This is a genomic window from Streptomyces sp. NPDC005955, from assembly GCF_042871255.1.
Classification (GTDB): Bacteria; Actinomycetota; Actinomycetes; order Streptomycetales; family Streptomycetaceae; genus Streptomyces.
Genome location: NZ_JBIAIF010000003.1, coordinates 668687 through 689959 on the forward strand (window position 1 = coordinate 668687; position 21273 = coordinate 689959).

The 21273-nt window shown below is 74.5% G+C and carries 22 protein-coding genes and 1 riboswitch; of the genes, 10 read left to right on the forward strand and 12 right to left on the reverse strand.

Annotated features, from left to right (window positions below; all coding sequences use genetic code 11):
* Positions 1-16 precede the first annotated feature (16 nt).
* The 6 genes from cobO to ACFYOU_RS11450 form a co-directional block, all read right to left on the reverse strand.
* The gene (gene cobO, locus ACFYOU_RS11425; protein WP_385485254.1) at positions 17-643 is read right to left on the reverse strand and encodes a cob(I)yrinic acid a,c-diamide adenosyltransferase; all 627 of its coding nucleotides are present in this window, start codon (positions 641-643) and stop codon (positions 17-19) included.
* Complete coding sequence (locus ACFYOU_RS11430; RefSeq protein ID WP_391304881.1) at positions 643-2760, reverse strand: putative cobaltochelatase; 2118 nt, start codon at positions 2758-2760, stop codon at positions 643-645. Before ACFYOU_RS11430 ends, cobO begins: the two co-directional genes overlap by 1 nt.
* A 190-nt stretch (positions 2761-2950) precedes the next feature.
* A complete protein-coding gene (locus ACFYOU_RS11435) occupies positions 2951-4495 on the reverse strand; it encodes a cobyric acid synthase (RefSeq protein WP_389761189.1) in 1545 nt (514 codons plus the stop codon).
* A complete protein-coding gene (locus ACFYOU_RS11440; protein ID WP_391304883.1) occupies positions 4492-5469 on the reverse strand; it encodes a cobalamin biosynthesis protein in 978 nt (325 codons plus the stop codon). The genes ACFYOU_RS11435 and ACFYOU_RS11440 overlap by 4 nt, the downstream gene beginning before the upstream one ends.
* A gap of 144 nt (positions 5470-5613) precedes the next feature.
* Positions 5614-5740: riboswitch (cobalamin riboswitch) on the reverse strand.
* A gap of 183 nt (positions 5741-5923) precedes the next feature.
* Positions 5924-6160: a hypothetical protein gene (locus ACFYOU_RS11445; protein WP_387002756.1), complete on the reverse strand. Its 237-nt coding sequence runs from the start codon at positions 6158-6160 to the stop codon at positions 5924-5926.
* A gap of 9 nt (positions 6161-6169) precedes the next feature.
* Positions 6170-7426, reverse strand: a complete 1257-nt coding sequence (locus ACFYOU_RS11450) for an anion permease (protein WP_387002758.1) — start codon at positions 7424-7426, stop codon at positions 6170-6172.
* 392 nt (positions 7427-7818) lie between these two features.
* On the opposite strand from ACFYOU_RS11450, the gene ACFYOU_RS11455 reads away from it, so the two are divergent.
* Positions 7819-8949 (forward strand): alpha/beta fold hydrolase, encoded by a 1131-nt coding sequence (locus ACFYOU_RS11455; protein ID WP_391304885.1) that lies wholly within the window; start codon positions 7819-7821, stop codon positions 8947-8949.
* A 246-nt stretch (positions 8950-9195) separates the two neighbouring features.
* The gene (locus ACFYOU_RS11460; protein WP_389761182.1) at positions 9196-10686 is read left to right on the forward strand and encodes a hypothetical protein; all 1491 of its coding nucleotides are present in this window, start codon (positions 9196-9198) and stop codon (positions 10684-10686) included.
* 19 nt (positions 10687-10705) lie between these two features.
* Here ACFYOU_RS11460 and ACFYOU_RS11465 read toward each other — a convergent pair whose 3' ends face one another.
* Positions 10706-11119, reverse strand: a complete 414-nt coding sequence (locus tag ACFYOU_RS11465; protein ID WP_389761180.1) for a VOC family protein — start codon at positions 11117-11119, stop codon at positions 10706-10708.
* Positions 11120-11445: 326 nt separating this feature from the next.
* On the opposite strand from ACFYOU_RS11465, the gene abc-f reads away from it, so the two are divergent.
* The 3 genes from abc-f (at position 11446) to ACFYOU_RS11480 (ending at position 14702) form a co-directional block, all read left to right on the forward strand.
* Positions 11446-13044: a ribosomal protection-like ABC-F family protein gene (abc-f, locus tag ACFYOU_RS11470; protein WP_387002766.1), complete on the forward strand. Its 1599-nt coding sequence runs from the start codon at positions 11446-11448 to the stop codon at positions 13042-13044.
* Between the two features lie 441 nt (positions 13045-13485).
* On the forward strand, positions 13486-13707 hold the full coding sequence (locus ACFYOU_RS11475; RefSeq protein WP_018533414.1) for a helix-turn-helix domain-containing protein: 222 nt from the start codon (positions 13486-13488) through the stop codon (positions 13705-13707).
* A gap of 185 nt (positions 13708-13892) precedes the next feature.
* Entirely contained in the window at positions 13893-14702 is an 810-nt protein-coding gene (locus tag ACFYOU_RS11480) for an enoyl-CoA hydratase-related protein (protein ID WP_391304888.1), read from the forward strand.
* 39 nt (positions 14703-14741) lie between these two features.
* On the opposite strand, the gene ACFYOU_RS11485 is transcribed toward ACFYOU_RS11480, so the two are convergent.
* A complete protein-coding gene (locus tag ACFYOU_RS11485) occupies positions 14742-15599 on the reverse strand; it encodes a hypothetical protein (protein WP_391304890.1) in 858 nt (285 codons plus the stop codon).
* 91 nt (positions 15600-15690) lie between these two features.
* Here ACFYOU_RS11485 and ACFYOU_RS11490 point away from each other — a divergent pair, with 91 nt between their 5' ends.
* The 5 genes from ACFYOU_RS11490 to amaP all read left to right on the forward strand — a co-directional run bounded on the left by ACFYOU_RS11490 (position 15691) and on the right by amaP (position 18024).
* Positions 15691-16185 carry an Asp23/Gls24 family envelope stress response protein gene (locus ACFYOU_RS11490; RefSeq protein WP_385485232.1) on the forward strand — a complete coding sequence of 165 codons (495 nt, stop codon included), beginning with the start codon at positions 15691-15693 and terminating at the stop codon, positions 16183-16185.
* A gap of 62 nt (positions 16186-16247) precedes the next feature.
* The gene (locus ACFYOU_RS11495; protein ID WP_385485230.1) at positions 16248-16433 is read left to right on the forward strand and encodes a hypothetical protein; all 186 of its coding nucleotides are present in this window, start codon (positions 16248-16250) and stop codon (positions 16431-16433) included.
* Positions 16434-16436: 3 nt separating this feature from the next.
* Positions 16437-16778 (forward strand): Asp23/Gls24 family envelope stress response protein, encoded by a 342-nt coding sequence (locus ACFYOU_RS11500; RefSeq protein WP_389761169.1) that lies wholly within the window; start codon positions 16437-16439, stop codon positions 16776-16778.
* Positions 16775-17440: a DUF6286 domain-containing protein gene (locus tag ACFYOU_RS11505; protein ID WP_391304893.1), complete on the forward strand. Its 666-nt coding sequence runs from the start codon at positions 16775-16777 to the stop codon at positions 17438-17440. Before ACFYOU_RS11500 ends, ACFYOU_RS11505 begins: the two co-directional genes overlap by 4 nt.
* Positions 17437-18024 carry an alkaline shock response membrane anchor protein AmaP gene (gene amaP / locus ACFYOU_RS11510; RefSeq protein ID WP_391304895.1) on the forward strand — a complete coding sequence of 196 codons (588 nt, stop codon included), beginning with the start codon at positions 17437-17439 and terminating at the stop codon, positions 18022-18024. The genes ACFYOU_RS11505 and amaP overlap by 4 nt, the downstream gene beginning before the upstream one ends.
* Positions 18025-18048: 24 nt before the next feature.
* On the opposite strand, the gene ACFYOU_RS11515 is transcribed toward amaP, so the two are convergent.
* The 4 genes from ACFYOU_RS11515 to ACFYOU_RS11530 form a co-directional block, all read right to left on the reverse strand.
* Positions 18049-18801, reverse strand: coding sequence for an SDR family oxidoreductase (locus ACFYOU_RS11515; protein ID WP_391304897.1), 753 nt, complete (start codon positions 18799-18801; stop codon positions 18049-18051).
* A gap of 77 nt (positions 18802-18878) precedes the next feature.
* Positions 18879-19682: an SURF1 family protein gene (locus ACFYOU_RS11520; protein ID WP_389761160.1), complete on the reverse strand. Its 804-nt coding sequence runs from the start codon at positions 19680-19682 to the stop codon at positions 18879-18881.
* Positions 19683-19739: 57 nt separating this feature from the next.
* Complete coding sequence (locus ACFYOU_RS11525) at positions 19740-19973, reverse strand: hypothetical protein (RefSeq protein WP_387002785.1); 234 nt, start codon at positions 19971-19973, stop codon at positions 19740-19742.
* Positions 19974-20068: 95 nt separating this feature from the next.
* On the reverse strand, positions 20069-21133 hold the full coding sequence (locus ACFYOU_RS11530) for a DEDDh family exonuclease (protein ID WP_391304900.1): 1065 nt from the start codon (positions 21131-21133) through the stop codon (positions 20069-20071).
* Positions 21134-21273 lie beyond the last annotated feature (140 nt).

A 21273-nucleotide genomic window follows, 5' to 3' on the forward strand; every position in this document is an offset into this window, starting at 1 on the left:
CGCGTCACCGTTCGCGTCACCATTCGATGCCCCGCTGACCCTTCTGACCCGCGTCCATCGGGTGCTTCACCTTCGACATGTCCGTCACCAGGTCCGCGAACTCCACCAGTGCGGGCGGGGCGTTGCGTCCGGTGATCACCACGTGCTGGTTGCCGGGCCGGTCCCGCAGCACCGACACCACCTCGGCCACGTCGATCCAGCCCCAGTGCAGCGGGTACGCGAACTCATCCAGCACGTACAGCCGGTAGGTCTCGGCCGCGAGGTCGCGCTTGATCTGCTCCCAGCCCTCCCGGGCCTTCTCCGCGTTGACCTGGTTGGAGTCGACGCCCTCCGCCTCGGCGACGGGCGCCCGCTGGATCCAGGACCAGCCCTCGCCCATCTTGTGCCAGTCGACGGTGCCGCCCTCGCCGCTGGCGCCCAGCACCCGGAGCGCGTTCTCCTCGCCGACCTTCCACTTCGCCGACTTGACGAACTGGAACACCCCGATCGGCCAGCCCTGGTTCCAGGCGCGCAGCGCCATCCCGAACGCCGCCGTCGACTTGCCCTTGCCGATGCCCGTGTGCACCATCACCAGCGGCCGGTTGCGGCGCTGACGCGTGGTGAGTCCGTCCTTCGGGACGACGGACGGCTGTCCCTGTGGCATTACGCGACCCTTCCCCGGGCGCCCGCGGCACCCCGTACGTCCTTGACCAGCCCCGCGAGCGCATCGGCCCGCAGCTCCTCCAACGTCACCGGGGTGCCGCCGAGGTCGGCGGCCAACCGTCCGGCGAGCCCCAGCCGCACCGGACCCGACTCGCAGTCCACGACCACCGAGGCGACCTGGTCGGCCGCCAGCAGTCCCGCCGCGCGCGAGGCCCGGCGCACCGGCTCCACGCCCCCGGTCGCCCGGCCGTCCGTGACGACCACCAGCAGCGCCCGGCGCGCCGGGTCCCGCAGCCGCTCCACCCGCAGCACCTCACGGGCCCGCAGCAGCCCCGCCGCCAACGGGGTGCGACCACCGGTCGCCAAGGAGGCGAGCCGGGTCGCCGCGGTGTCCACCGACGAGGTCGGCGGCAGTGCGAGGGCGGCGTCCGCGCCCCGGAAGGTCACCAACCCCACCTTGTCCCGCCGCTGGTAGGCGTCGAGCAGCAGCGACAGCACCGCACCCTTGACGGCGCTCATCCGCCGCCGGGCCGCCATCGAACCGGACGCGTCCACCGCGAACAGCACGAGGTTGCCCTCCCGCCCCTCCCGGGTCGCCTGGCGCAGGTCGTCGCGGCGCACCAGCAGGCCCGGACCCGACCGGCCGCGCGCCCGCTGGTGCGGGGCGGCGGCCCGGACGGTCGCCGAGAGGTGCAGCTTGGTCAGGGCGCCCCGGGGGCGACGGTCACCCGTGGTCCTGCCGTGTTCGGTGCGGGCCCGGGAACGCCGCCCGGCGGCGCCCTCGCCGAGGCCGGGCACGGTCAGCGTGCGGGTGCGGAAGGCTTCCGAGGCCGCCGCCGCGGGCTGCTCGGGGGCCACGCCCACCGGCTGTCCGGCGGGGGCGTCCGGTGCCTCGGTGGGCCGGGGAGCGTCGCCGGGGTCCGTCCCCGTGGAGTCGGGCGCCGCCGCGTCGTCCGGGGCGTCCCGGGGCGGGGGCGGCGTCCCGGGGCCGCCCCCGGGCCCGCCGTCGTCGGGCCCTTCGGGGCCGTCCGGGTCGGGGTCCGGCGCGTCCTCGTCCGGGGCGCCGTCGGGGCCGGCGGGGGGCTCGGGCTCCGGTTCGGGCTCGTCCGGTCCGAACCCGTCCAGCACCTCGTCGAGCTTGTCCTCGTCCAGACCGGGCGCGTCGAAGGGGTTGCGGCGCCTGCGGTGCGGGAGCGCGAGCAGCGCCGCCTGCCGGACGTCCTCGGCGCGCACGTCCCGGCGGCCCGCCCAGGCGGCCAGCGCCGTCGCGGTGCGCGCCATCACGATGTCCGCGCGCATCCCGTCGACCTCGAAGGCCGCGCAGGCCGCCGCGATCCGCAACAGCGCGCCGTCCCCGAGCCGCACCTCGGGCAGCAGGGCGCGGGCCGCGACGATCCGCTCGCGCAGCGCGGACTCGTCCCCCGCCCAGCGCTCGGCGAAGGCCCCGGGAGCGTCGTCGTAGGCGAGCCGCCGCTTGACGACCGCCACCCGCTGCTCCGGTTCCCGGGACGCGGTCACCTCCACGGTCAGACCGAACCGGTCCAACAACTGGGGGCGCAGCTCGCCCTCTTCCGGGTTCATCGTCCCGACCAGCAGGAACCGTGCGGCATGCCGTACCGAGACGCCTTCGCGCTCGACGTACGAGGCGCCCATCGCGGCGGCGTCCAGCAGCAGGTCCACCAGGTGGTCGTGGAGGAGGTTGACCTCGTCCACGTAGAGGATGCCGCGGTGGGCGTCGGCCAGCAGACCCGGCTCGAACGCCTTCACCCCGTCGGCGAGGGCCCGTTCGATGTCCAGGGCGCCCACCAGCCGGTCCTCGGACGCGCCGACCGGCAGTTCCACCATGCGGGCGGGCCGGTCGGTGGCGGGGCCCGGCTCGTGGGGGCCGTCCGGGCAGCCCGGGTCGGGGGCGTGCGGCGCGCACGAGAAGCGGCAGCCGGTGACCGTCGCCACCTCGGGCAGCAGCGCGGCCAGGGCGCGCACCGCGGTGCTCTTGGCGGTGCCCTTCTCGCCGCGCACCAGGACGCCGCCGACCGCGGGTGACACCGCGTTCAGCAGCAGTGCGAGCCGGAGGTCGTCCTGGCCGACGATGGCGGTGAATGGATACGGGGTGGTCACCCGTGGCCCTCCCTGTCGATGGGGTCGATGGGGTCGATGGGGTTCCCGCGGGGCGCGGACGGGGCGCCGGGTGCGCGGGCGTCGGCCCGCGTGCCCGCGTCGGTGTCCGTCGCCCCGCGGGCTCGGTGTGCTCCGGCGCCGGGCGCCCCGCGTCCACGGGCCGCCGCGGCCGGTCCGCCGGCCGGGCGCCTCACGGGGCGCCCGGCGGAACGAACGGCAGGCCGGGCGGCGGGCCCGAGACGATGAGGTCGCGCAGCGCGTCGGTGTCCGTGTGGTGCTCGATCAGATCGGCGAGGCGGTCGAGTTGCTCCTCGCGCAGCGCGGCGAACGAGGTGTCCGCCGCGGGCACGAACCGGCGGCCGGCGCGCGCGGCGACCTCCCGCAGGAAGGCCCGCCGGAAGCCGTCCGACTCCAGCGAACCGTGCCAGTGGGTGCCCCACACGGAGCCCACCCGGCAGCCGTCGAGGAAGGGTTCCCCGCCCCGTACGTCGGCGACGCCGTGGTGGATCTCGTAACCGTCGACCCGCTCGCCGAGCGCCGTGCCCGACGGCCGGGCGAGGGTCTTCTCGCGGGCGAACCGCACCCGCACCGGCAGCAGTCCCAGCCCGTCCACGGTGCCGGTGCGGGACTCGACCTCGTCCTCGATGCGCTCGCCCAACACCTGGAACCCGCCGCAGATCCCGAGCACGGGCCGGCCCTCGGCGGCCCGCCGCAGCAGCACCTCGGCGAGCCCCCGCTCCCGTAGCCAGCGCAGTGCGGCCACGGTCCCCCGGGTGCCGGGGACGACCACGAGGTCGGCGTCCGCGGCCTCCTCGGGCCGGTCGACGAAGCGCACCACGACGCCCGGTTCGGCGGCGAGCGCGTCCACGTCGGTGAAGTTGGACATCAACGGCACCGCGCACACCGCGATCCGCAGCACCTCCGCGCCGACCGGGGCAGCGGCCGAGGACTCGCGGACGGTGCCCCGCAGCGACACCCGTAGCCCGTCCTCCTCGTCGATGCCCAGCCCGTGCTGGAACGGCAGCACCCCGTAGGTGGGGCGGCCGGTGAGGCTGCGGAGCATGTCGAGCCCCGGCTCCAGTAGCGAGACGTCGCCGCGGAACTTGTTCACCAGGTAGCCGGCGACGAGTTGCTGGTCCTCGGGGGCCAGCAGGGCGGTGGTGCCGAAGAACGAGGCGAACACCCCGCCGCGGTCGATGTCGCCGACGACGAGCACCGGCAGCCCCGCCGCCCGGGCGATCCCCATGTTGACGATGTCCGTGCGCCGCAGATTGATCTCGGCGGGGCTGCCCGCGCCCTCGCAGACCACCACGTCATGGGTGGCCCGCAGTTCCTCCAGGCACTCCACGACGGTGCCCAGCAGCGCCTCGCGGCCCCCCGGCACCGGTTCGCCCTCGGTCGGGCCGCCGCGCGCGCCGAAGAAGCCGCGGGCGCTCATCTCGCCGACCGGGCGCCCCTTCAGCACGACCTGACTGGTGCGGTCGCCGCCCGGCTTCAGCAGCACCGGGTTCATCAACGCACTGGGCTCCACCCCGGCGGCCTGGGCCTGCATGGCCTGGGCCCGGCCGATCTCGGCGCCGTCCCGGGTGACGAAGGAGTTGAGGGACATGTTCTGCCCCTTGAACGGCGCGACCTTCACGCCCTGGCGCGCCAGCCACCGGCAGATCCCGGCGGTCACCACGCTCTTGCCCGCGTCGGACGTCGTCCCCGCGACCAGCAGTCCGCCCCGCATCATCCCCGCCCCCGTCCGGTGCCCGTACCGGTGCGCCGGAGGCGGCGGGCCGTGAGCAGCCCGCGCCCCGCCGCGCACACGGCCAACGTCAGCCAGCCCACCCGTCGGGACAGCCGTACCGCCCGTTCGACGTCCTCGACCGCGACGGCCCGTCCGGCGCCGTTCAGCACCGGTCGGTGTTCGACCCGTCCGCCGTAGGACAGGGTGCCCCCGAGCCGGACGCCGAGGGCGCCGGCGAACGCGCTTTCGGCGACGCCCGCGTTGGGGCTCGGATGGCGTCCCGCGTCGGCGCGCCAGGCCCGCGCCGCGGCCGCGGGCGCACCGCCGGCCAGGACCGCGAGGGCGCCGGTGAGCCGGGCCCCCGGCCAGCCCATGACGTCGTCGAGCCGGGCCGAGGCCCAGCCGAAGCGGCGGTGGCGCGGCGACTTGTGGCCGACCATGGCGTCCAGGGTGTTGACGGCCCGGAAGGCGATCAGTCCGGGCACCCCGCCGACGGCCCCCCACACCAGCGCGCCGACCACGGCGTCGGAGGTGTTCTCGGCGACCGACTCGACCACCGCTCGGGCGATCCCGTCGGCGTCCAGGGACTGCGGGTCGCGCCCGCACAGGTGCGGCAGCCGTGCGCGGGCCGCCGTCACCTCGCCCGCGGTGAGCGCGGCGCCGATCGCCCGGGCCTCCCGGCCCAGGCTGGTCCCGCCGAGCACCGTCCAGGTGGCGGCGGCGGTCAGCGCGACGGACGCGGCGGGGGAGCGGTCGGCCGCGCGGGCGGCCAGCGCGGCCGCTGCCGTCACGCCCCCGGCGCACAGCGCGGTGTGCAGTGCGCCCCAGCCGCGGTGGTCGCGCCACAGCACGTGTTCGACGGCGCCCGCGGCCCGACCGAAGGCAGCGACCGGGTGGCCCCGTCGGGGGTCACCGAACAACAGGTCGCCGATCAGTCCGGCGGTGGCGCCGTACGCGAAGGTTCGCCCGGCCCGCATCGGCTCAGTCCGCCGTGCCCCGGAGGACCTTCGAACGGTGGAGGGGTCCCGCGCCGTGGCGCACGGGACCGGGAGACGGGCGCCCCGGCATCGTGGTGGTCCTCACTCAGGGTCCGCGCCCTGGGTCGACGGATACGTCGGCGAGAGTCTCCTGGCTCCCGGATCGGCGCTTCCCCCGGTCTTCCAGCCGCTGGGGCCGTGACGTCCGGTGTGGGGGAGCGCTCCCCGGTGACAGTGGCGGGACCGCGCCGGATTCGCACCGGCTTCCTCTGCTGCCGCCGTAATGGCTCGGGAAGTCCACCACGCCCCGAGAACACCCGTCAACCGCGCGCTGACCTGCGGCGGGGCAGTGTGTGAAGACCCACATGCGAACGGTCCGGCCGGTCACCGCGCAGGGAGCGGTGACCGGCCGGACCGTTCGTGACCCGTGCGGGTCCGGTGGAGCAGGGGGTGATCAGGCGACGATCAGGTAGATGCCGTACGTGACGGCGGCCACGCACAGGGCGAAGCAGGCGTAGGCGCCGGTGGCGGCCATTGCTGCCGATCCGCCCTTGGGACCGCCCTCCGCGGCGAGCGCCGCCTCCCGCTTGGAGAGTCCGACGATGCCGAGGGTGAACAGGCCCACGAGGGCCACCGTGACCACGAGGCTGACGCCGAACACGGAGGCGAGTGCTGCCCAGTCGATTTTCATGGAGGTTCCTTACACCTTGGCGGTCCGCGGCGCGGACTCCGTCGAGGGGTCCTGCTTCGCCGGGAGGGTGGCCGTGAGGTCGCCCAGGGCGGTGGCGTCGGCGACCGGACCGGCCGGCGGCGGGGTCACCGCGGCGATGGCGGTGGTGACGACGCCCGCGGGCTCGTCGACGTCGTTGACGTTGGTGTGGTCGACGACCTCCCGGCGGGAGATGAACCAGATGGCGGCCGACCCGGCGACGAGCAGCGCGCCCGTGACGGCGATGCCCCAGGGGCCCTGCTTGGTGAGCAGTTCCGCGAGCGCACCGACCACACCGGCGGCCGGCAGGGTCAGACCCCAGGCGACGAACATCCGGGTGGCGGTCGACCAGCGGACGACCCCGCCCTTGCGGCCGAGGCCCGCACCCATCACGGCACCGGAGCAGGACTGCGTGGTGGAGAGGGAGAAGCCCAGGTGCGAGGAGGCCAGGATGACCGTCGCGGCACTGGTCTGGGCGGCGAAGCCCTGCGGGGGCTGGAGGTCGGTCAGACCGCGGCCCATCGTGCGGATGATGCGCCAGCCGCCGAGGTAGGTGCCGAGCGCGATGGCGATGCCGGCGGAGGCGATGACCCAGACCGGCGGGTTCGACCCGGGAGCCAGGGCGCCACCGGTGACCAGCGCCAGGGTGATGATGCCCATGGTCTTCTGCGCGTCGTTGGTGCCGTGCGCGAGGGAGACGAGTCCGGCCGAGGAGATCTGCCCGATGCGGTAGCCCTTGGAGGTCGACTTGTCGTCGGCCTTCTTGCCGATCTTGTAGGTCAGGCGGGTCGCGAGCATCGCGGCCACACCGGCCACCAGCGGAGCGGCGACGGCGGGGATCAGGACCTTGGTGACGACGGTCGAGCCGTTCACCGAGTCCCAACCGGCCGACATGACGGCGGCACCGATGAGGCCACCGAACAGGGCGTGCGAAGAGCTGGACGGCAGGCCCAGGAGCCACGTGAACAGGTTCCAGAGGATGGCGCCGACGAGCGCCGCGAAGATCACCTCTGGCTGTATGCCGTCTTCGTTGATCATGCCGCCCGAGATCGTCTTGGCGACCTCGACCGAAAGGAAGGCTCCGACCAGATTGAGCACGGCGGACATGGCCACCGCCGTCTTGGGCTTCATTGCGCCAGTCGAGATGGTCGTCGCCATCGCGTTGGCCGTGTCGTGGAAACCGTTCGTGAAATCGAACACGAGAGCGGTGACGATCACGATTCCGAGGAGGAGCGTGATGTTTTCCATTTACCCAGGCTTCTGTTGGACGACAGTGGCGGTTGGAACGTAGGCAACCTGAGTGAACGGAAGATGAACTGGGGCGGGCATCGCGGTGTCTCAATCTGGAGCAAGGCTATTCCGCATGGGGGGGCCGGGTGATCGGGCGGTGCCGCGAGGCCGGAACGGTGGGCTCCGGGGCTTCCGGCGCAAGCGGTTGCCGCACTCTGCCGGGGGGTCGGTTCACCACCTCATCCGACTGTACGACCCTCGCCCCACCCGACGACCCGGCGATCCGCTTTGTCCTGAATAAGTAAGAAACATCACCCACCGTCCCGTCCGACGGTCACACCGGTCCCGTACCCCCCGCCGCGGCGCGTCCCCGCTGGCCGCGGGCCCCGCCCACCCCGACACTGGGAGACGTGCGTACAGCCCGAGTGACGGCCGCGGCCGTCACCGCCACCACAGCGACCACCGCCCTGCTGGCCCTGGCCGCGGGCCGCTTCGCCAGCAACGCCGCCCTCAGGCCCCGTCCCGGCCACCCGCTCCCCACCGACCCCCGGCTCACCGTCCACACGGTCACGGCCGACCGGGTCACCCTCACCCGGGACCTCTCCAGCCTGCGCCCCGGCACCTACGGCCTCACCGGCCACGGCGTCCACGCGGTGGTGGGCCCGGTCCTCCCGGACGCCCCCCACACCGCCGACACGGTCGTCCGCCGCCTGGAACGCGTCACCCACGGCACCCTGGACCCGGGCGCCGAGGTCCGGCTCACCCCTCAGGTCCACATCGGTGACCCCCGCACCGCCCTCGGCCTGGACCACGAGGACGTCGAGGTCCTCGGCGAGACGGGCCCGCTGCCCGCCTGGCTGGTGCCCTCCGCCCGCGACACCTGGGTCATCGCGGTGCACGGCCTGGGCACCACGCGGGAACACCCGATGGTCGTCATGGACTTCCTGCACCGCCGCCGCTTCCCGGTGCTGTGCCCCGCCTACCGGGGAGACCGCGGCGCGCCCCGCTCCCCGGACGGCCTCAGCCACCTGGGCGAGACCGAATGGCGCGACCTGGACGCCGCGATGCGCCACGCCGTCCGCCACGGGGCGCAGCGCCTCGTCCTGCACGGCTGGTCCACCGGCGCCACCATGGCGCTGCGCGCCGCCACCCACTCCGCGCTCCGCGACCGCGTCGCCGGACTGGTCCTCGACTCGCCCGTGCTCGACTGGGAGGCCACCGTCCGCGCCCTCGCCACCGCGCGGCACGTGCCGGACGCCCTGCTGCCGCTGGCCGTCCGCGCCGCCCAGGGTCGCACCGGACTGCGTCCGCACCGGGTACGGGAACGGGCCGACATCCGCGACCTCCGGGTGCCCGCACTGGTGGTGCACGGCCCGGACGACGCGGTCGCGCCCTGGGCGCTGTCCCGGGCCTTCGCCCGCAGCCGCCCCGAACTGGTCACCCTGCACGCCGTCCCCGGCGCCCCGCACGGCGCCATGTGGAACGCGGACCCCACGGGGTACGAGGAGGCGCTGCGCCGTTTCCTCACCCCGCTGGGCTGACCCCGCTCCCCGTCCGCCGGGCCGACCCCCGCTCCCCGTCGTCCTCCGCCCGGGCGACCGGGCCCCATACCCCCCTGTGGTAGACGCCTCGTCCGCACCAGCCCCCTCAGCCCCACCCGTCCCACCTCCCGGGCGGCTCCGCTTCGGCTCTCTCGAACAGGACACGGACCACCGCACAGGGGTTCACCCGCTCCTCGCGGGGCATTCCGTTTGGGTTTTCGGACCGTCAACCGGAAGACTGCCCCTGTGACGTCCCGTACCCCGCGCGACTCCAGGCTCCGACTCGTCCGTCCGCGTTCCCTGACCGCCGCCACCCCGGCGGTCGGGGAAAGGCGTTCCCGCCGCCCCGCACCGAGGCCGCCCGAGGGCACCCCGGCGCCCTGGGAGTTGGCCCGCACCGCCCGGGCGGGCCTCGCCGGGGCCGTACGGGTGGCCCGCTGGGCGGACGCCGCGCTACGCCCCTCCGCCCACCGGGACCCGGGGCCCGGCGCCCCGCGCAGCGTCCCCGCCCAGCCCACCGGACCGGCCCCGGACGTCCCCTCCCCGGCCCTGGCCACCCTCCCCGACGGCGGCGGCAACCTCTCGGCGGCGACCGCCGAACGCGCCGCCGCCGAATTGGGGCTGTCCCCGCGTCAGGTCCGCGCCGACTGGGACACCGCCCGACTGTCCGGGCTCGTCGAGGTGCACGGCGACTACGCCCGCGCCGGCTGGCGGCTACGGGCCTGGGACCGGGACGACGCCGCGGTGCTCCGCGGCTGGGTGGCCCTGTTCGACGCCTGGTCGCTCGCCCACCCCGCTCCCGGGGAGCCCGAGGCGGCGGCCGTCGCCGAGGTGGTGGAGGCCATGCCGCAGGTGCTGTCGTTCCTCCAGCTCTCCGCGGGCCCCGTCCCGGTGCCGCAACTGCTCGACCTGCTGGAACAGCGGGTCACCGAACTGCGCACCGAACGCTGCGAGATCCCCTACGGACCCGGCGCCGAACCGGTGGGCACCGCGCCGGACCCGGTCGCCCCGCCCCGGGTGTCGGCACTGCTCGACTGGGCCCTGCACGCGCTCACCGCCGTCGGCGCCCTGACCTGCGACGCCGGCCAGGCCACCCTCACCCCGCTCGGCAGCTGGGCCGTGTGGGTCAAGCTGGAACAGATCTGCGTCGCGGCCCAGAGCACCGCCGGGGGCAACATCGAGCACTCCGCCGAGGCGATGCTCCGCGGCTGTGCCCGACTGCGGCCCAGCGAGGCCCGCGCCGAGTACCGCGCCTGGCTCGCCGCCCGGACGGTCTCCAGCGCCGTCACCGAGCTGATCGCCGCGGCCCGTGGCGAGGACGCCCTGCTGCGCGGACTGGCCTTCGACGCCCTGCGGGTCGTCGGCGCACCCGCCGAAGCGGAGGTCCGCCAGGTGCGGGAGGAGCCCTCGCTGCGGCCGTACGCCCTGCTCTGGCTCGCCGAGATAGAGGGGGTGGACCCCGAGGACGCGCACGCCGTGCTGACCCACGACGAGGAGGTCTGGCTCTGGGTCGACACCGCAGCGGCCGTCGCCGACCACGGCGAGGCCCAACTGCTCGTGCGCCACCTGGAGTCCGCGCCCCACCCCACCGTCCCGGCGCTGCTGGAGGACATCCGGGGCGTGGGGCATCCGCGCACCGTGCAGGTGCTCGTCGCGCTCGCCGCCGCCCACCCCGACCCCGCGCTCGCCAAGGCGGTGCGCCGGGCGGCCTTCCAGGTGCACACCGGCGGCGGCTGACCGGCCGACGGCGGTGCGCTCAGCCGCCGATCGAGGGCGCGTACGTGCCGAAGCTCCACACGTTGCCCTCGTGGTCGCGGGCCAGGTAGTCCCGCGACCCGTAGTCCTGGTCGGTGGGCGGCAGCACGATCTGCACGCCGTGCTCCACCGCCCGCCGGTGGTGGGCGTCGACGTCGTCCACCACCACGTACGTCCCCCACGGGCCGGCACCCGTCAACGCCTGGTCGAAGGGGCCGCCGCGCCCCAGGGAACCGAGCATCACCGCGCCGTTGCCGTACGACAGCTCGGCGTGCAGCACCCGGCCGTCCTCCCCCTCGAAGACGCTCACCACGGTGAAGCCGAACGCCTCCGTGAGCAGCTTGATCGCCGCGTGCGCGTCCGCGTACAGCAGCGACGGGTAGACGGTCGGGGGGCCGTCGTTCGTGTGCGCCATGGGAAGTCCCTCCTCGGCCGGACCGACCCGGCTCCCGGGCCGGTCCCGTCGGCGAAAACGTGACTGCTGACCAGTCTGGCACCGGGGTCCGACAACGCCCTGTCGAGCCGTCCGTCGGCCGACCCCGGACCCTCCCGGCCGCCCCCGCCGCCCCCGGGCCGCCGCCGGTCCGCACACCCCCGGGCGCCTCGGGAGCCCGCCGGCGCAGCGGGGAATCCGCTTGCGCACGCCCGTTAGACTTCTCCCATGGCTGTTCTCCTCGTGCATTAGACGGCGTCACCGCCCTCGCCGCCCATCTCGCCGTCCATCCGCCCAGGAGTCCGTCCGTGATCACCGCTTCCGGTATCGAGCTGCGCGCCGGCGCCCGCGTCCTCATCGAGTCCGCCACCTTCCGCATCGCCAAGGGCGACCGCATCGGCCTCGTCGGCCGCAACGGCGCCGGCAAGACCACCCTCACCAAGGTGCTCGCCGGGGAGGGCATCCCCGCCGCCGGCACGGTCGCCCGCTCCGGCGAGGTCGGCTACCTCCCGCAGGACCCGCGCACCGGCGACCTCGACATGCTCGCCCGCGACCGCATCCTGTCCGCCCGCGGGCTGGACACCCTGATCCGCAAGATGCGCGAGAACGAGGAGCGCATCGCCAGCGGCCAGGGCTCCACCCGGGAGAAGGCCCTGCGGCAGTACGAGCGGCAGGAGACGGAGTTCCTCACCAAGGGCGGGTACGCCGCCGAGGCCGAGGCCGCCACCATCGCCGCCGCGCTCAACCTGCCCGACCGGGTCCTCGGCCAGCCGCTGCACACCCTCTCCGGCGGTCAGCGCCGCCGGATCGAGCTGGCCCGCATCCTCTTCTCGGACGCCGACACCCTGCTCCTCGACGAGCCGACCAACCACCTCGACGCGGACTCCATCGTCTGGCTGCGCGACTACCTCAAGACGTACCGCGGCGGCTTCATCGTGATCTCCCACGACGTCGACCTGGTCGAGACGGTCGTCAACAAGGTCTTCTACCTGGACGCCAACCGCTCCGCCATCGACGTCTACAACATGGGCTGGAAGCTCTACCAGCAGCAGCGCGAGGCCGACGAGAAGCGCCGCAAGCGCGAGCGCCAGAACGCCGAGAAGAAGGCCGCCGCACTCAACGCGCAGGCCGACAAGATGCGCGCCAAGGCCACCAAGACGGTCGCCGCGCAGAACATGGCCCGCCGTGCCGAGCGGCTGCTGTCCGGACTCGAAGACGTCCGGCAGTCCGACAAGGTCGCCAAGCTGCGGTTCCCCGACCCCGCGCCCTGCGGCCGGACCCCCCTCACCGCCGAGGGCCTGTCCAAGTGGTACGGCTCGCTGGAGATCTTCACCGATGTCGACCTGGCGATCGACAAGGGCTCCCGGGTCGTCATCCTGGGCCTGAACGGTGCCGGCAAGACCACCCTGCTCCGGCTGCTCGCCGGGGTGGAGAAGCCCGACACCGGCGAGGTCGTCGAGGGCCACGGCCTCAAGCTCGGCTACTACGCCCAGGAGCACGAGACGCTGGACCCGGAGCGCACGGTCCTGGAGAACATGCGCTCGGCCGCCCCCGACCTTGACCTGGTCCAGGTGCGCAAGACGCTCGGCTCGTTCCTCTTCTCCGGCGACGACGTCGACAAGCCGGCGAGCGTGCTCTCCGGCGGGGAGAAGACCCGTCTCGCCCTCGCCACCCTGGTCGTCTCCGCGGCGAACGTGCTGCTCCTGGACGAGCCCACCAACAACCTCGACCCGGCGAGCCGCGAGGAGATCCTCGGCGCGCTGCGCACCTACCAGGGCGCCGTCGTCCTCGTCACCCACGACGAGGGCGCCGTCGAGGCGCTCCAGCCCGAGCGCATCATCCTGCTGCCGGACGGCGTCGAGGACCTGTGGGGCGCCGACTACGCGGACCTGGTCAGCCTCGCCTGAACCCGCCCGCAGGGCACCCGCCGATCGGGGTGGGTGCCCGCTCGCCCGTTTCCCTCCGCCGGCGGGAGCCCGAACCCCGGACGAGTGAGGGCGGGAACGTGCTTGATCGAAAGGGTGATCCACTGCGTATGGATCATTCGGCCTAGTGGTGATCCATCAATGGTGTGAGATCGCCTAGTGCAGCGGTGCGTCCTACACGGATTTTTGTGGACGGAGGAAAAGGTTCCGCTTCTCGCGCGGGCGACCCTCCTGACCTGCTGATTCACCGACGGCTTCGCCCACGCTCTCGCTCGCGACGAAGCGGAGGCAAAGGTTCCCCCCGTGCGGATCGCTTCCCAAACGGCTCCCGGTGTCGTACCGACCTTGCCGAATGGGTGGCCAGGAAGCGCGGGAGGGGTGATCATGAGAAGTCCAGAGCGCACTTCCCATGAGGAGGCACGGGTGGCCGAGACTCTGAAGAAGGGCAGCCGGGTGACCGGCGCCGCGCGCGACAAGCTCGCGGCAGACCTGAAGAAGAAGTACGACTCCGGTGCGAGCATTCGAGCGCTGGCCGAGGAAACCGGCCGCTCGTACGGCTTCGTCCACCGGATGCTCAGTGAGTCCGGCGTCACGCTGCGGGGACGCGGCGGGGCGACACGAGGGAAGAAGGCAGCCGCCAGCTGACGTCCGGGCGGCTCCACCGGCTCTACCCCGGCTCCGGTGTGGCCACCCGGTCGGTCGTCCGACCGACCGGGTGGTTACTGTGCAGTCACTTACGGGTGCCCGCGTACACCGGTCACACGGCGCGTCGGATGCCGAGTACCGAGTGCGACGTCCGGCACCACCGGACCGCACCTCGGAGGCGCCCCGTGTCGTCACAGCCACTGCCCCGGTCACCGCAACCCCTACTCGACCGGGACGGCGTTCGGTTGACCGTGGACGGCGAAGTCGCCACGGTCACGCTGACCCGTGCCGCCAAGCGCAACGCCCAGAGCCCCGCCCTGTGGCGCGCGCTGACCGAGGTCGGCCGCACGCTGCCCGGCACCGTCCGGGTCGTGGTGCTGCGCAGCGAGGGCACGTCCTTCTCCGCCGGGCTCGACCGGCAGGCGTTCACCCCGGAGGGCTTTCCGGGCGAACCGTCCTTCACCGATCTGGCCCACCGCACCGACGCGGAGCTCGACGCCGCCATCGCCGGGTACCAGGAGGCGTTCACCTGGTGGCGGCGCCGGGACCTGGTGTCCGTCGCGGCCGTCCAGGGGCACGCCATCGGCGCCGGCTTCCAACTCGCCCTCGCCTGCGACCTGCGGATCGTCGCCGAGGACGTGCAGTTCGCCATGCGCGAGACGAGCCTCGGACTGGTGCCCGACCTCACCGGTACCCATCCCCTGGTCGAGCTCGTCGGCTACGCCCGCGCCCTGGAACTCTGCGTGACCGGCCGCTTCGTCAAGGCCGCCGAAGCCGAACGGGTCGGCCTCGCCAACCTCGTCGTCCCGACCGGCCAGCTGCCCGCCGCGACCGCCGACCTCACCGCCGCGCTGCTCGCCGCCCCCCGGGACGCCGTCATCGAGACCAAGGCCCTCCTCCAGGGCGCCGCCGCGCGCGGCTACGAGGAACAGCGGGCCGCGGAGCGCGCCGCACAGGCCCGACGGCTGCGCGACCTCACCGGCCTGGGCGACTGACCGGCCGCGGCGACCGGGCCACGCGCCGGCACGGGGCCCTCAGTCCCACGCCGTCACCAGCACCGCCACCGAGGGGTGGTCAGGGAAGGCGTCCGTGACGGCCCGGCGCACCGCCCGCCCCACCTCCAACGGACCCGTGTCCGCCGCCACCGCGAGCTCGACCCGGACGTGCCGGCGGGGCAGCGCCGGCGCACCGCCCGGTTCCGCAGCAGCCGGCTCGGTGATCCGCACCGGGGCGGCCAACCCGCCCAGCGCCCCGGTCAGCCGTGCGACCCCCGGCACCCGGGCCGCCACCGCCGCAACCCGCGCCACGTCGTCACCGGTCCCATCCGAAGCACCGGTCTCCTCCGAAGCGCCGGCGGCATCCGGGTCACCGGCGCCACCCGGGTCGCCGGGAGCGTCGGAGGCGTCGGGGCGTCCGGCGCGGTCCGGGGCGGTCGAAGCGGCCCCGGCGGCGCGGGCCGCCCCCTCGGACGGCCCCGGTGCCCCGCCGGGGCCCGCATCCAGCACCTCCGTCACCCGGAGGTCCACCTCCACCACCCCGAGCCCGACGACCCGGGCCGCCGCTACCAGCGCCGCCCTCGTCCGGGCCACCGTCACCGGCAGCGGAGCGTCGAGCGCCGCCGCCAGCTCCCCGGTGATCCGCAACGGACCCGGCGGCACCGCGGTCGGCGGCGCCGGCAGCCCGGCCTCCGCACCCGCCACCGCCCGGTCCCCGACGGCGGAGAAACCGAGTGCCCCGAGCTCTGCCCCGGGCAGCGCCCCCACCTGTCGGCGCACCCCCGCACGGGCCGCCGACTCGGCGATCCAGACACCGTCACCCGGCCCGCCCAAGGGCAGCAGAGCCCCCAGTCCCAGTTGTTCCCGCACCACCTGCGTCCACCCGTCAGCGGTCATTGCTCCAGCCTGCCCCATCCCGGACGCGCGAGCCGGCAACCGCGCTTAGTGTGGGCTCCAGGACCACGACCCCGGTGGAGAGGGAACGGCGATGACCGACACCACGCAGCGGAAGGGCCCGGACAATCCGGCACAGTCCTCGAACGAGCAGCGCGAGTCGCTGCGCAAGTCCCCGACGACGCGGCGGGGCGGCGGCGACCCGGCGACCCGCGGTCGCACCACCATCGCGGACGGAGTGGTCGAGAAGATCGCCGGGCTGGCCGCCCGCGACGTCGTCGGGGTCCATGCGATGGGCAGCGGACTCTCCCGCACCTTCGGCGCGGTCCGCGACCGGGTGCCCGGCGGCTCCAAGTCCGTGTCCCGCGGGGTCAAGGCCGAGGTCGGCGAGGTGCAGACGGCCCTCGACCTGGAGATCGTCGTCGAGTACGGCGTGTCGATCGCGGAGGTGGCACGTGCCGTGCGGGAGAACGTCGTCACGGCGGTGGAGCGGATGACCGAACTGGAGGTCGTCGAGGTCAACATCGCGGTGAGCGACGTCAAGCTGCCCGACGAAGAGGACGAGGAACCCGAGTCACGGCTCCAGTGAGCCCACGGGGCGGGGGCAGTCCGCAGGTCGGCAGCACCGCAACTCGCGCAGAGGAGCGCACGATGAGCATGGCCCTGGTCGGCATGATCGCCGGAATGGCACTGGGCTTCGCCGGGTACTTCGGCGGCTTCGGAGCCTTCCTGCTGGTGGCGGCGCTCGGCGCCGTCGGCTTCGTGGCGGGCCGGTTCCTGGACGGCGACCTGGAACCCGGCGAGTTCTTCCGCTCCCGCGGCGACCGGCGGGGGTGACGGGTGGCCGCTCAGGTCGTCGAGGCCGCCGAGCGCGGGGCCACCCGGATCGCCGACCGCGTCATCGCGAAGATCGCCGCGCGGGCGGCCCGCGAGGCACTGGGGACCGTCCCCGCGGGCGGCGCCCCGCACACCACGGTCGAGGTCCACCAGAACAGCGCCCGGGTCCGCGTCACCCTCGAACTCGACTACCCCGGTGACCTCGGAGCCCAGTGCGCCGCGGTGCGCCGCCGGGTCGCCGAACGGGTGAGGACGCTGGCCGGGATGGAGGTCCCCGAAGTCACGGTGCACGTGGAACGGTTGCACCCGGCCTCGGCGGGCGGAGCGCGGGAGAGGATCCGATGAGCGAGCCCGAGCCGCCCCCGGAGGCGACCGGCGACACCCGCCGGACCCCCGTACTCGACCCGCCCCACGACCCCGCCGCCGCCCGGGACCCGCACGCCGCGGACCCCTCCGGGAGCGCCGGGCCCCGCCGCTTCTGGTCGGCCCGCCGGGTGCCCGCCGGGATCGTCGCCCTGCTCCTGGTCGCCGGCACCGGCCTGCTGCTCTACGACGTCGCCGCCGTGCGCGCGGGCCGTCCCGCGATGGGCTGGCGCCGCACCCTCGCCGACGGACTCGCCACCCGCCCCCTGGACGATCCCTGGGTCCTGACCGGCGCGGGCGTCGCCGCCGCACTCGGCCTCCTGCTGCTCGTCCTGGCGCTCACCCCCGGCCAACGCTCCCTGCTCCCCATGCGCGGCAGCGACCCGGACCTGCGGGCCGCACTGCACCGCAAGGCCGCGGCCACCACCCTGCGGGACCGCGCCGCCGAGGTGTCCGGGGTGCAGTCGGTACGGGTACGGGTGCGGCGCCGCAAGGCGGAGGTCCGCGCCGTCTCCCACTTCCGTGAACTGGACGACGTCCGCGCCGACCTGGAATCCGCCCTCGCCGAGGGCGTCGACGAACTCGGCCTCGGCCGTCCCCCCGCGCTCCGGCTACGGGTGCGACGCCCCGGCAAGAAGAGGTGAGGCCCGTGCTCAGGACCGTCGACCGGGTGCTCCTCGGCGCGCTGGGACTCGTCCTGCTGCTCGGCGGGGGCTCCGTCCTCGCCGTCGGACTCGGAGTGCGGCCCCCCTCCTGGTGGGTGTACGACGACCGTCATGACGTCCTGCTCTCGACCGCCCGGCGAACCCGTTGGCGGGACGAGGGCTGGTGGTGGCCCACGGTGATCGCGGTACTGGCGGTCCTCGTCCTGCTCGCCCTGTGGTGGTTGTCGTCGGTGCTGCGTCGCCGCCGTCTCGCCGGCGTCCTCGTCGACACCGGGGACGGCGACGACGCAACTCTGCGGGGCCGTGCCCTGGAAGCCGCCCTCGCCGCCGAGGCGGAGGACCTCGACGGGGTGGAGCGCGCCGAGGTCACCCTGACCGGCCGCCGCAGCACCCCGGCGGCCCGGGTGCGACTCACCCTGGAGCCGCACGCCGAGCCCCGCGGGACCCTGCGGCGGCTCGACGCCGAGGTCCTGGCGGGCGCCCGGACCTCCACCGGCCTGGCCCGGTTGCCCGCCACGGTCCGACTGCGCACGGTCCGGCACCACGCGGAACGCGTGAGCTGACCCGCGCGTCGGCCCGTCCGCTGCTCAGAAGCCGTGCCGGGCGCCCCCGTCGACGGGCAGCATGATCCCGGTCAGGTACGAGGCCGCGGGCGACAGGGTGAACGCCGCCACCCGGCCGAACTCCTCGGGCGTGCCGTAGCGGCGCAGCGGGATCTTCGACTCGTGGCCGGCCCGGGTCGCCTCCGGGTCGGCGGACAGCGCGTCCAGCTGTCGCACCCGGTCGGTGTCGATCCGTGAGGGGAGCAGGCCCACCACCCGGATGCCCCGGGGCCCGAGTTCGTCGGCGAGGGACTTGGCGAAGCCCGCGAGGCCCGGGCGCAGTCCGTTGGAGACGGTGAGACCGGGGATCGGCTCGTGCACGGACGCCGACAGCACGAAGCCGATCGCCCCTCCCTCGCCGAGTTCGGCGGCGGCCGTCCGGGCGAGCCGGACCGCACCGAGGAAGACCGACTCGAACGAGGCCCGCCACTCGTCGTCGGTGTTGTCGGCCACGTACCCGGGTGCGGGTCCGCCCACGCTGATGAGGATGCCGTCGAAGCGGCCCAACTCCCGGGCCGTCGCGACCAGGCGGTCCGCGGCGGCGGGGTCGGCGTTGTCCGCGGCGACCCCGACGGCGTTCGGGCCCAGCGCGGTCGCGGCTTCGACGGCGGCGGACTCCTCGCGCCCGGTGATCACCACCTTGGCGCCGTCGGCGACGAGTGCGCGGGCGGTGGCGTTGCCCAGTCCCCGGGTGGCGCCGGTGACGACGTAGACACGGTCCTTCAGTCCAAGATCCATGACCCCATCCTGCCCCGGGGCGCGGGTCGACGGGGACCGATCCCCGCAGCCGGGGCCGGTCCCCGTCGTCCCGCCCGTCAGACCGTCGCGGTCGCGGGCGGCCCGGTCGGGGTGGTGTCGGACTCCTTCGCCGCCGCGGCGGCCCGGTCCCGCAGCTCCCGACGGACCAGGATCACCCACCCCACCGGTACGGCGGCGGTGAACAGCCACCACTGCACGGCGTAGGCCATGTGGGCGCCGATGCTGCCGTGGTCGGGGGCGGACAGCAGTTGCGGGGTGCCGCCGTCCGGGGCGGGGGCGGACAGCTCGACGAATCCGCCGAGCACCGGCCGGTCCAGGACCTCGGCCATCGCGGCGCTGCCGATCAACATGACCATTCCGTCGGGCAGGCCCTTGAGGTCCTTGATGCCGCTCTTCGCCGTGGTCTCGTCGGGCATCAACCGCCCGGTGACGGTGACCTCGCCGCCCGGCGGCGCGGGGATGCGCGGCAGCTCGGTCTGCGGTCCGTCGGCGGCGATCCAGCCCCGGTTGACCAGCAGCACCTTGCCGTCGTCGAGGACGAGCGGAGTCAGGACGTGCACCCCGACCTGGTCGTCGCTGTTGGTGCGGCGGCGCACCACGAACTGGTTCTCGTCGTCGTAGGTGCCGGTCGCCGTGACCCGTCGGTACCGTTCGGCGTCGGCCACCGCGTGCCCCGGTGAGGTCAGTTCCCCGACCGCCACGGGAGCCGCCGTGATCGCCGCTTCGATCCGCTTGTTGTGGGCGACGCGGTTCTCGTGGCGGTGGAACTGCCAGAAGCCCAGCTCGATCATCACGGGGATGAGGACGAGGGCGAGGAGGGTGAGGATCACCCACTGCCGGGACAACAGGAAGCGGTACACCCCACGACCGTACAACTCGCTCCCGCGCCGTTCCGCGTCAGGGTCCCGGCGCCGGCGTCAGACCCGGTCCACGATGCCCGCGTGGCCGTCCGCCCGGGAGCAGTGCGCACCGCAGTACCAGTGGCCCTCGACCTCGACGCCCTGCCCGATGACCTGGACGCGGCAGTGCTCGCACAGGGGCGCCATCCGGTGGATGGCACAGGCGAAGCAGTCGAAGACGTGCACCGCGCCCTGGGCGTGCACCTCGAAGGACATGCCGTAGTCGTTTCCGCAGACCTCACAACGTGCCATGCGCCACAGGGTGCGCGCAGCGCCCCGGTACGGCGGGTGGGCAGGCGGAGCCGCCCGCTGTTTTCACCCGATCATCCGACTCTTCCGTCCGCCCGTCAGCCGTTCGTGGCCGTGGGTCCGGTGGTCCGCGCCGACCCGCCGCGCGCGGTCTTGGCGGGCACCGGATCGGCGGGCTCCACGTCCCGCAGCAACTGTCCGAACGCCGCCTCGTCGATCACGGGGGTGCCGAACTGCGCGGCCTTCACCGTCTTGGAGGTGCCCGAATCGGGGTCGTTCGTCACCAGCAGGCTCGTCAGCCGGGACAGGCTCGTCGCGATGTGCAGCCCCGCCTCGATCGCCCGGTCCTCCAACAGCTCCCGATCGACGGAGGTGTCACCGGAGAAGGCCACCCGCATGCCCTGCTTCAACGCCCCGCCCACCGCGTAACGGCCCGGATTGGGGTACGGGCACGGGGGCCGTTTGCGGGACTGCCGCCAGCTCCCGGCGTACCCGGACGAACCGCCGTAGGACGCCTGGCGGCCGATCACGGGCGCCGCCGGGGTCGCCGAGCCCGGGGACCACTCGGTCAGCGGACGGCACTCCAGCAGCGGCAGCCGCAGACCGCCCCGCGCGGCCGCCCGCAGACTCGGGCGGAACGCCTCCGCGAGCACCCGCGCGTCGTCCAACGCGTGGTGGGCCCGCTGCTGGACGACCCCGAAGTGCGCCGCCAACGACTCCAGCTTGTGGTTGGGCAACGGCAGCCCCAGTTCCTTGGACAGGGCGATGGTGCACAGCCGCTGGCGCACCGGGGGAGTCCGGCCGGCGCGCGCGTACTCCCGGGCGATCATCGACCAGTCGAACACCGCGTTGTGCGCGACGAGCACCCGGCCGTCGAGCCGGGCGGCGAACTCCTCGGAGACGTCCGCGAACAGCGGCGCGTCGGCCAGTGCCTCGCTCGTCAGACCGTGGATCCACACCGGTCCCGGGTCACGCTCGGGGTTCACCGTCGTGTACCAGTGGTCCTCCACGTCCCCGCGCGCGTCCAGCCGGTACACCGCGGCGGACACGATCCGGTCGTCACGGGCGAGACCGGTCGTCTCGACGTCGACCACCGCGTACCCCTCGGGGTACGCGGTCGGCCACTCGGGCGGGTGCGCTGCGGTCGTACGGTCGTCGAGCATGGTCATTGAGGATACGGCCCGCGGCTGACACCGCGTCCGGCGCCACCCGACCGCGCCCCGGAACGCGGCGCCCCGCCCGGTCGGCGCACAACTGGCGCGGTGCGGCACGAGGTTGACGGCCCGCCCGGTACAGGGTGCCC

What these genes read in the sequence shown, in the direction of transcription:
- ACFYOU_RS11435 (WP_389761189.1), bottom strand. Translation starts at nt 4,495, where the DNA reads ATGATGCGGGGCGGACTGCTGGTCGCGGGGACGACGTCCGACGCGGGC.
- ACFYOU_RS11530 (WP_391304900.1), bottom strand. Translation starts at nt 21,133, where the DNA reads ATGCTCGACGACCGTACGACCGCAGCGCACCCGCCCGAGTGGCCGACC.
- ACFYOU_RS11485 (WP_391304890.1), bottom strand. Translation starts at nt 15,599, where the DNA reads ATGACCGCTGACGGGTGGACGCAGGTGGTGCGGGAACAACTGGGACTG.
- ACFYOU_RS11495 (WP_385485230.1), top strand. Translation starts at nt 16,248, where the DNA reads ATGAGCATGGCCCTGGTCGGCATGATCGCCGGAATGGCACTGGGCTTC.
- cobO (WP_385485254.1), bottom strand. Translation starts at nt 643, where the DNA reads ATGCCACAGGGACAGCCGTCCGTCGTCCCGAAGGACGGACTCACCACG.
- ACFYOU_RS11505 (WP_391304893.1), top strand. Translation starts at nt 16,775, where the DNA reads ATGAGCGAGCCCGAGCCGCCCCCGGAGGCGACCGGCGACACCCGCCGG.
- ACFYOU_RS11515 (WP_391304897.1), bottom strand. Translation starts at nt 18,801, where the DNA reads ATGGATCTTGGACTGAAGGACCGTGTCTACGTCGTCACCGGCGCCACC.
- ACFYOU_RS11525 (WP_387002785.1), bottom strand. Translation starts at nt 19,973, where the DNA reads ATGGCACGTTGTGAGGTCTGCGGAAACGACTACGGCATGTCCTTCGAG.
- ACFYOU_RS11490 (WP_385485232.1), top strand. Translation starts at nt 15,691, where the DNA reads ATGACCGACACCACGCAGCGGAAGGGCCCGGACAATCCGGCACAGTCC.
- ACFYOU_RS11445 (WP_387002756.1), bottom strand. Translation starts at nt 6,160, where the DNA reads ATGAAAATCGACTGGGCAGCACTCGCCTCCGTGTTCGGCGTCAGCCTC.
- ACFYOU_RS11440 (WP_391304883.1), bottom strand. Translation starts at nt 5,469, where the DNA reads ATGCGGGCCGGGCGAACCTTCGCGTACGGCGCCACCGCCGGACTGATC.
- ACFYOU_RS11450 (WP_387002758.1), bottom strand. Translation starts at nt 7,426, where the DNA reads ATGGAAAACATCACGCTCCTCCTCGGAATCGTGATCGTCACCGCTCTC.
- ACFYOU_RS11465 (WP_389761180.1), bottom strand. Translation starts at nt 11,119, where the DNA reads ATGGCGCACACGAACGACGGCCCCCCGACCGTCTACCCGTCGCTGCTG.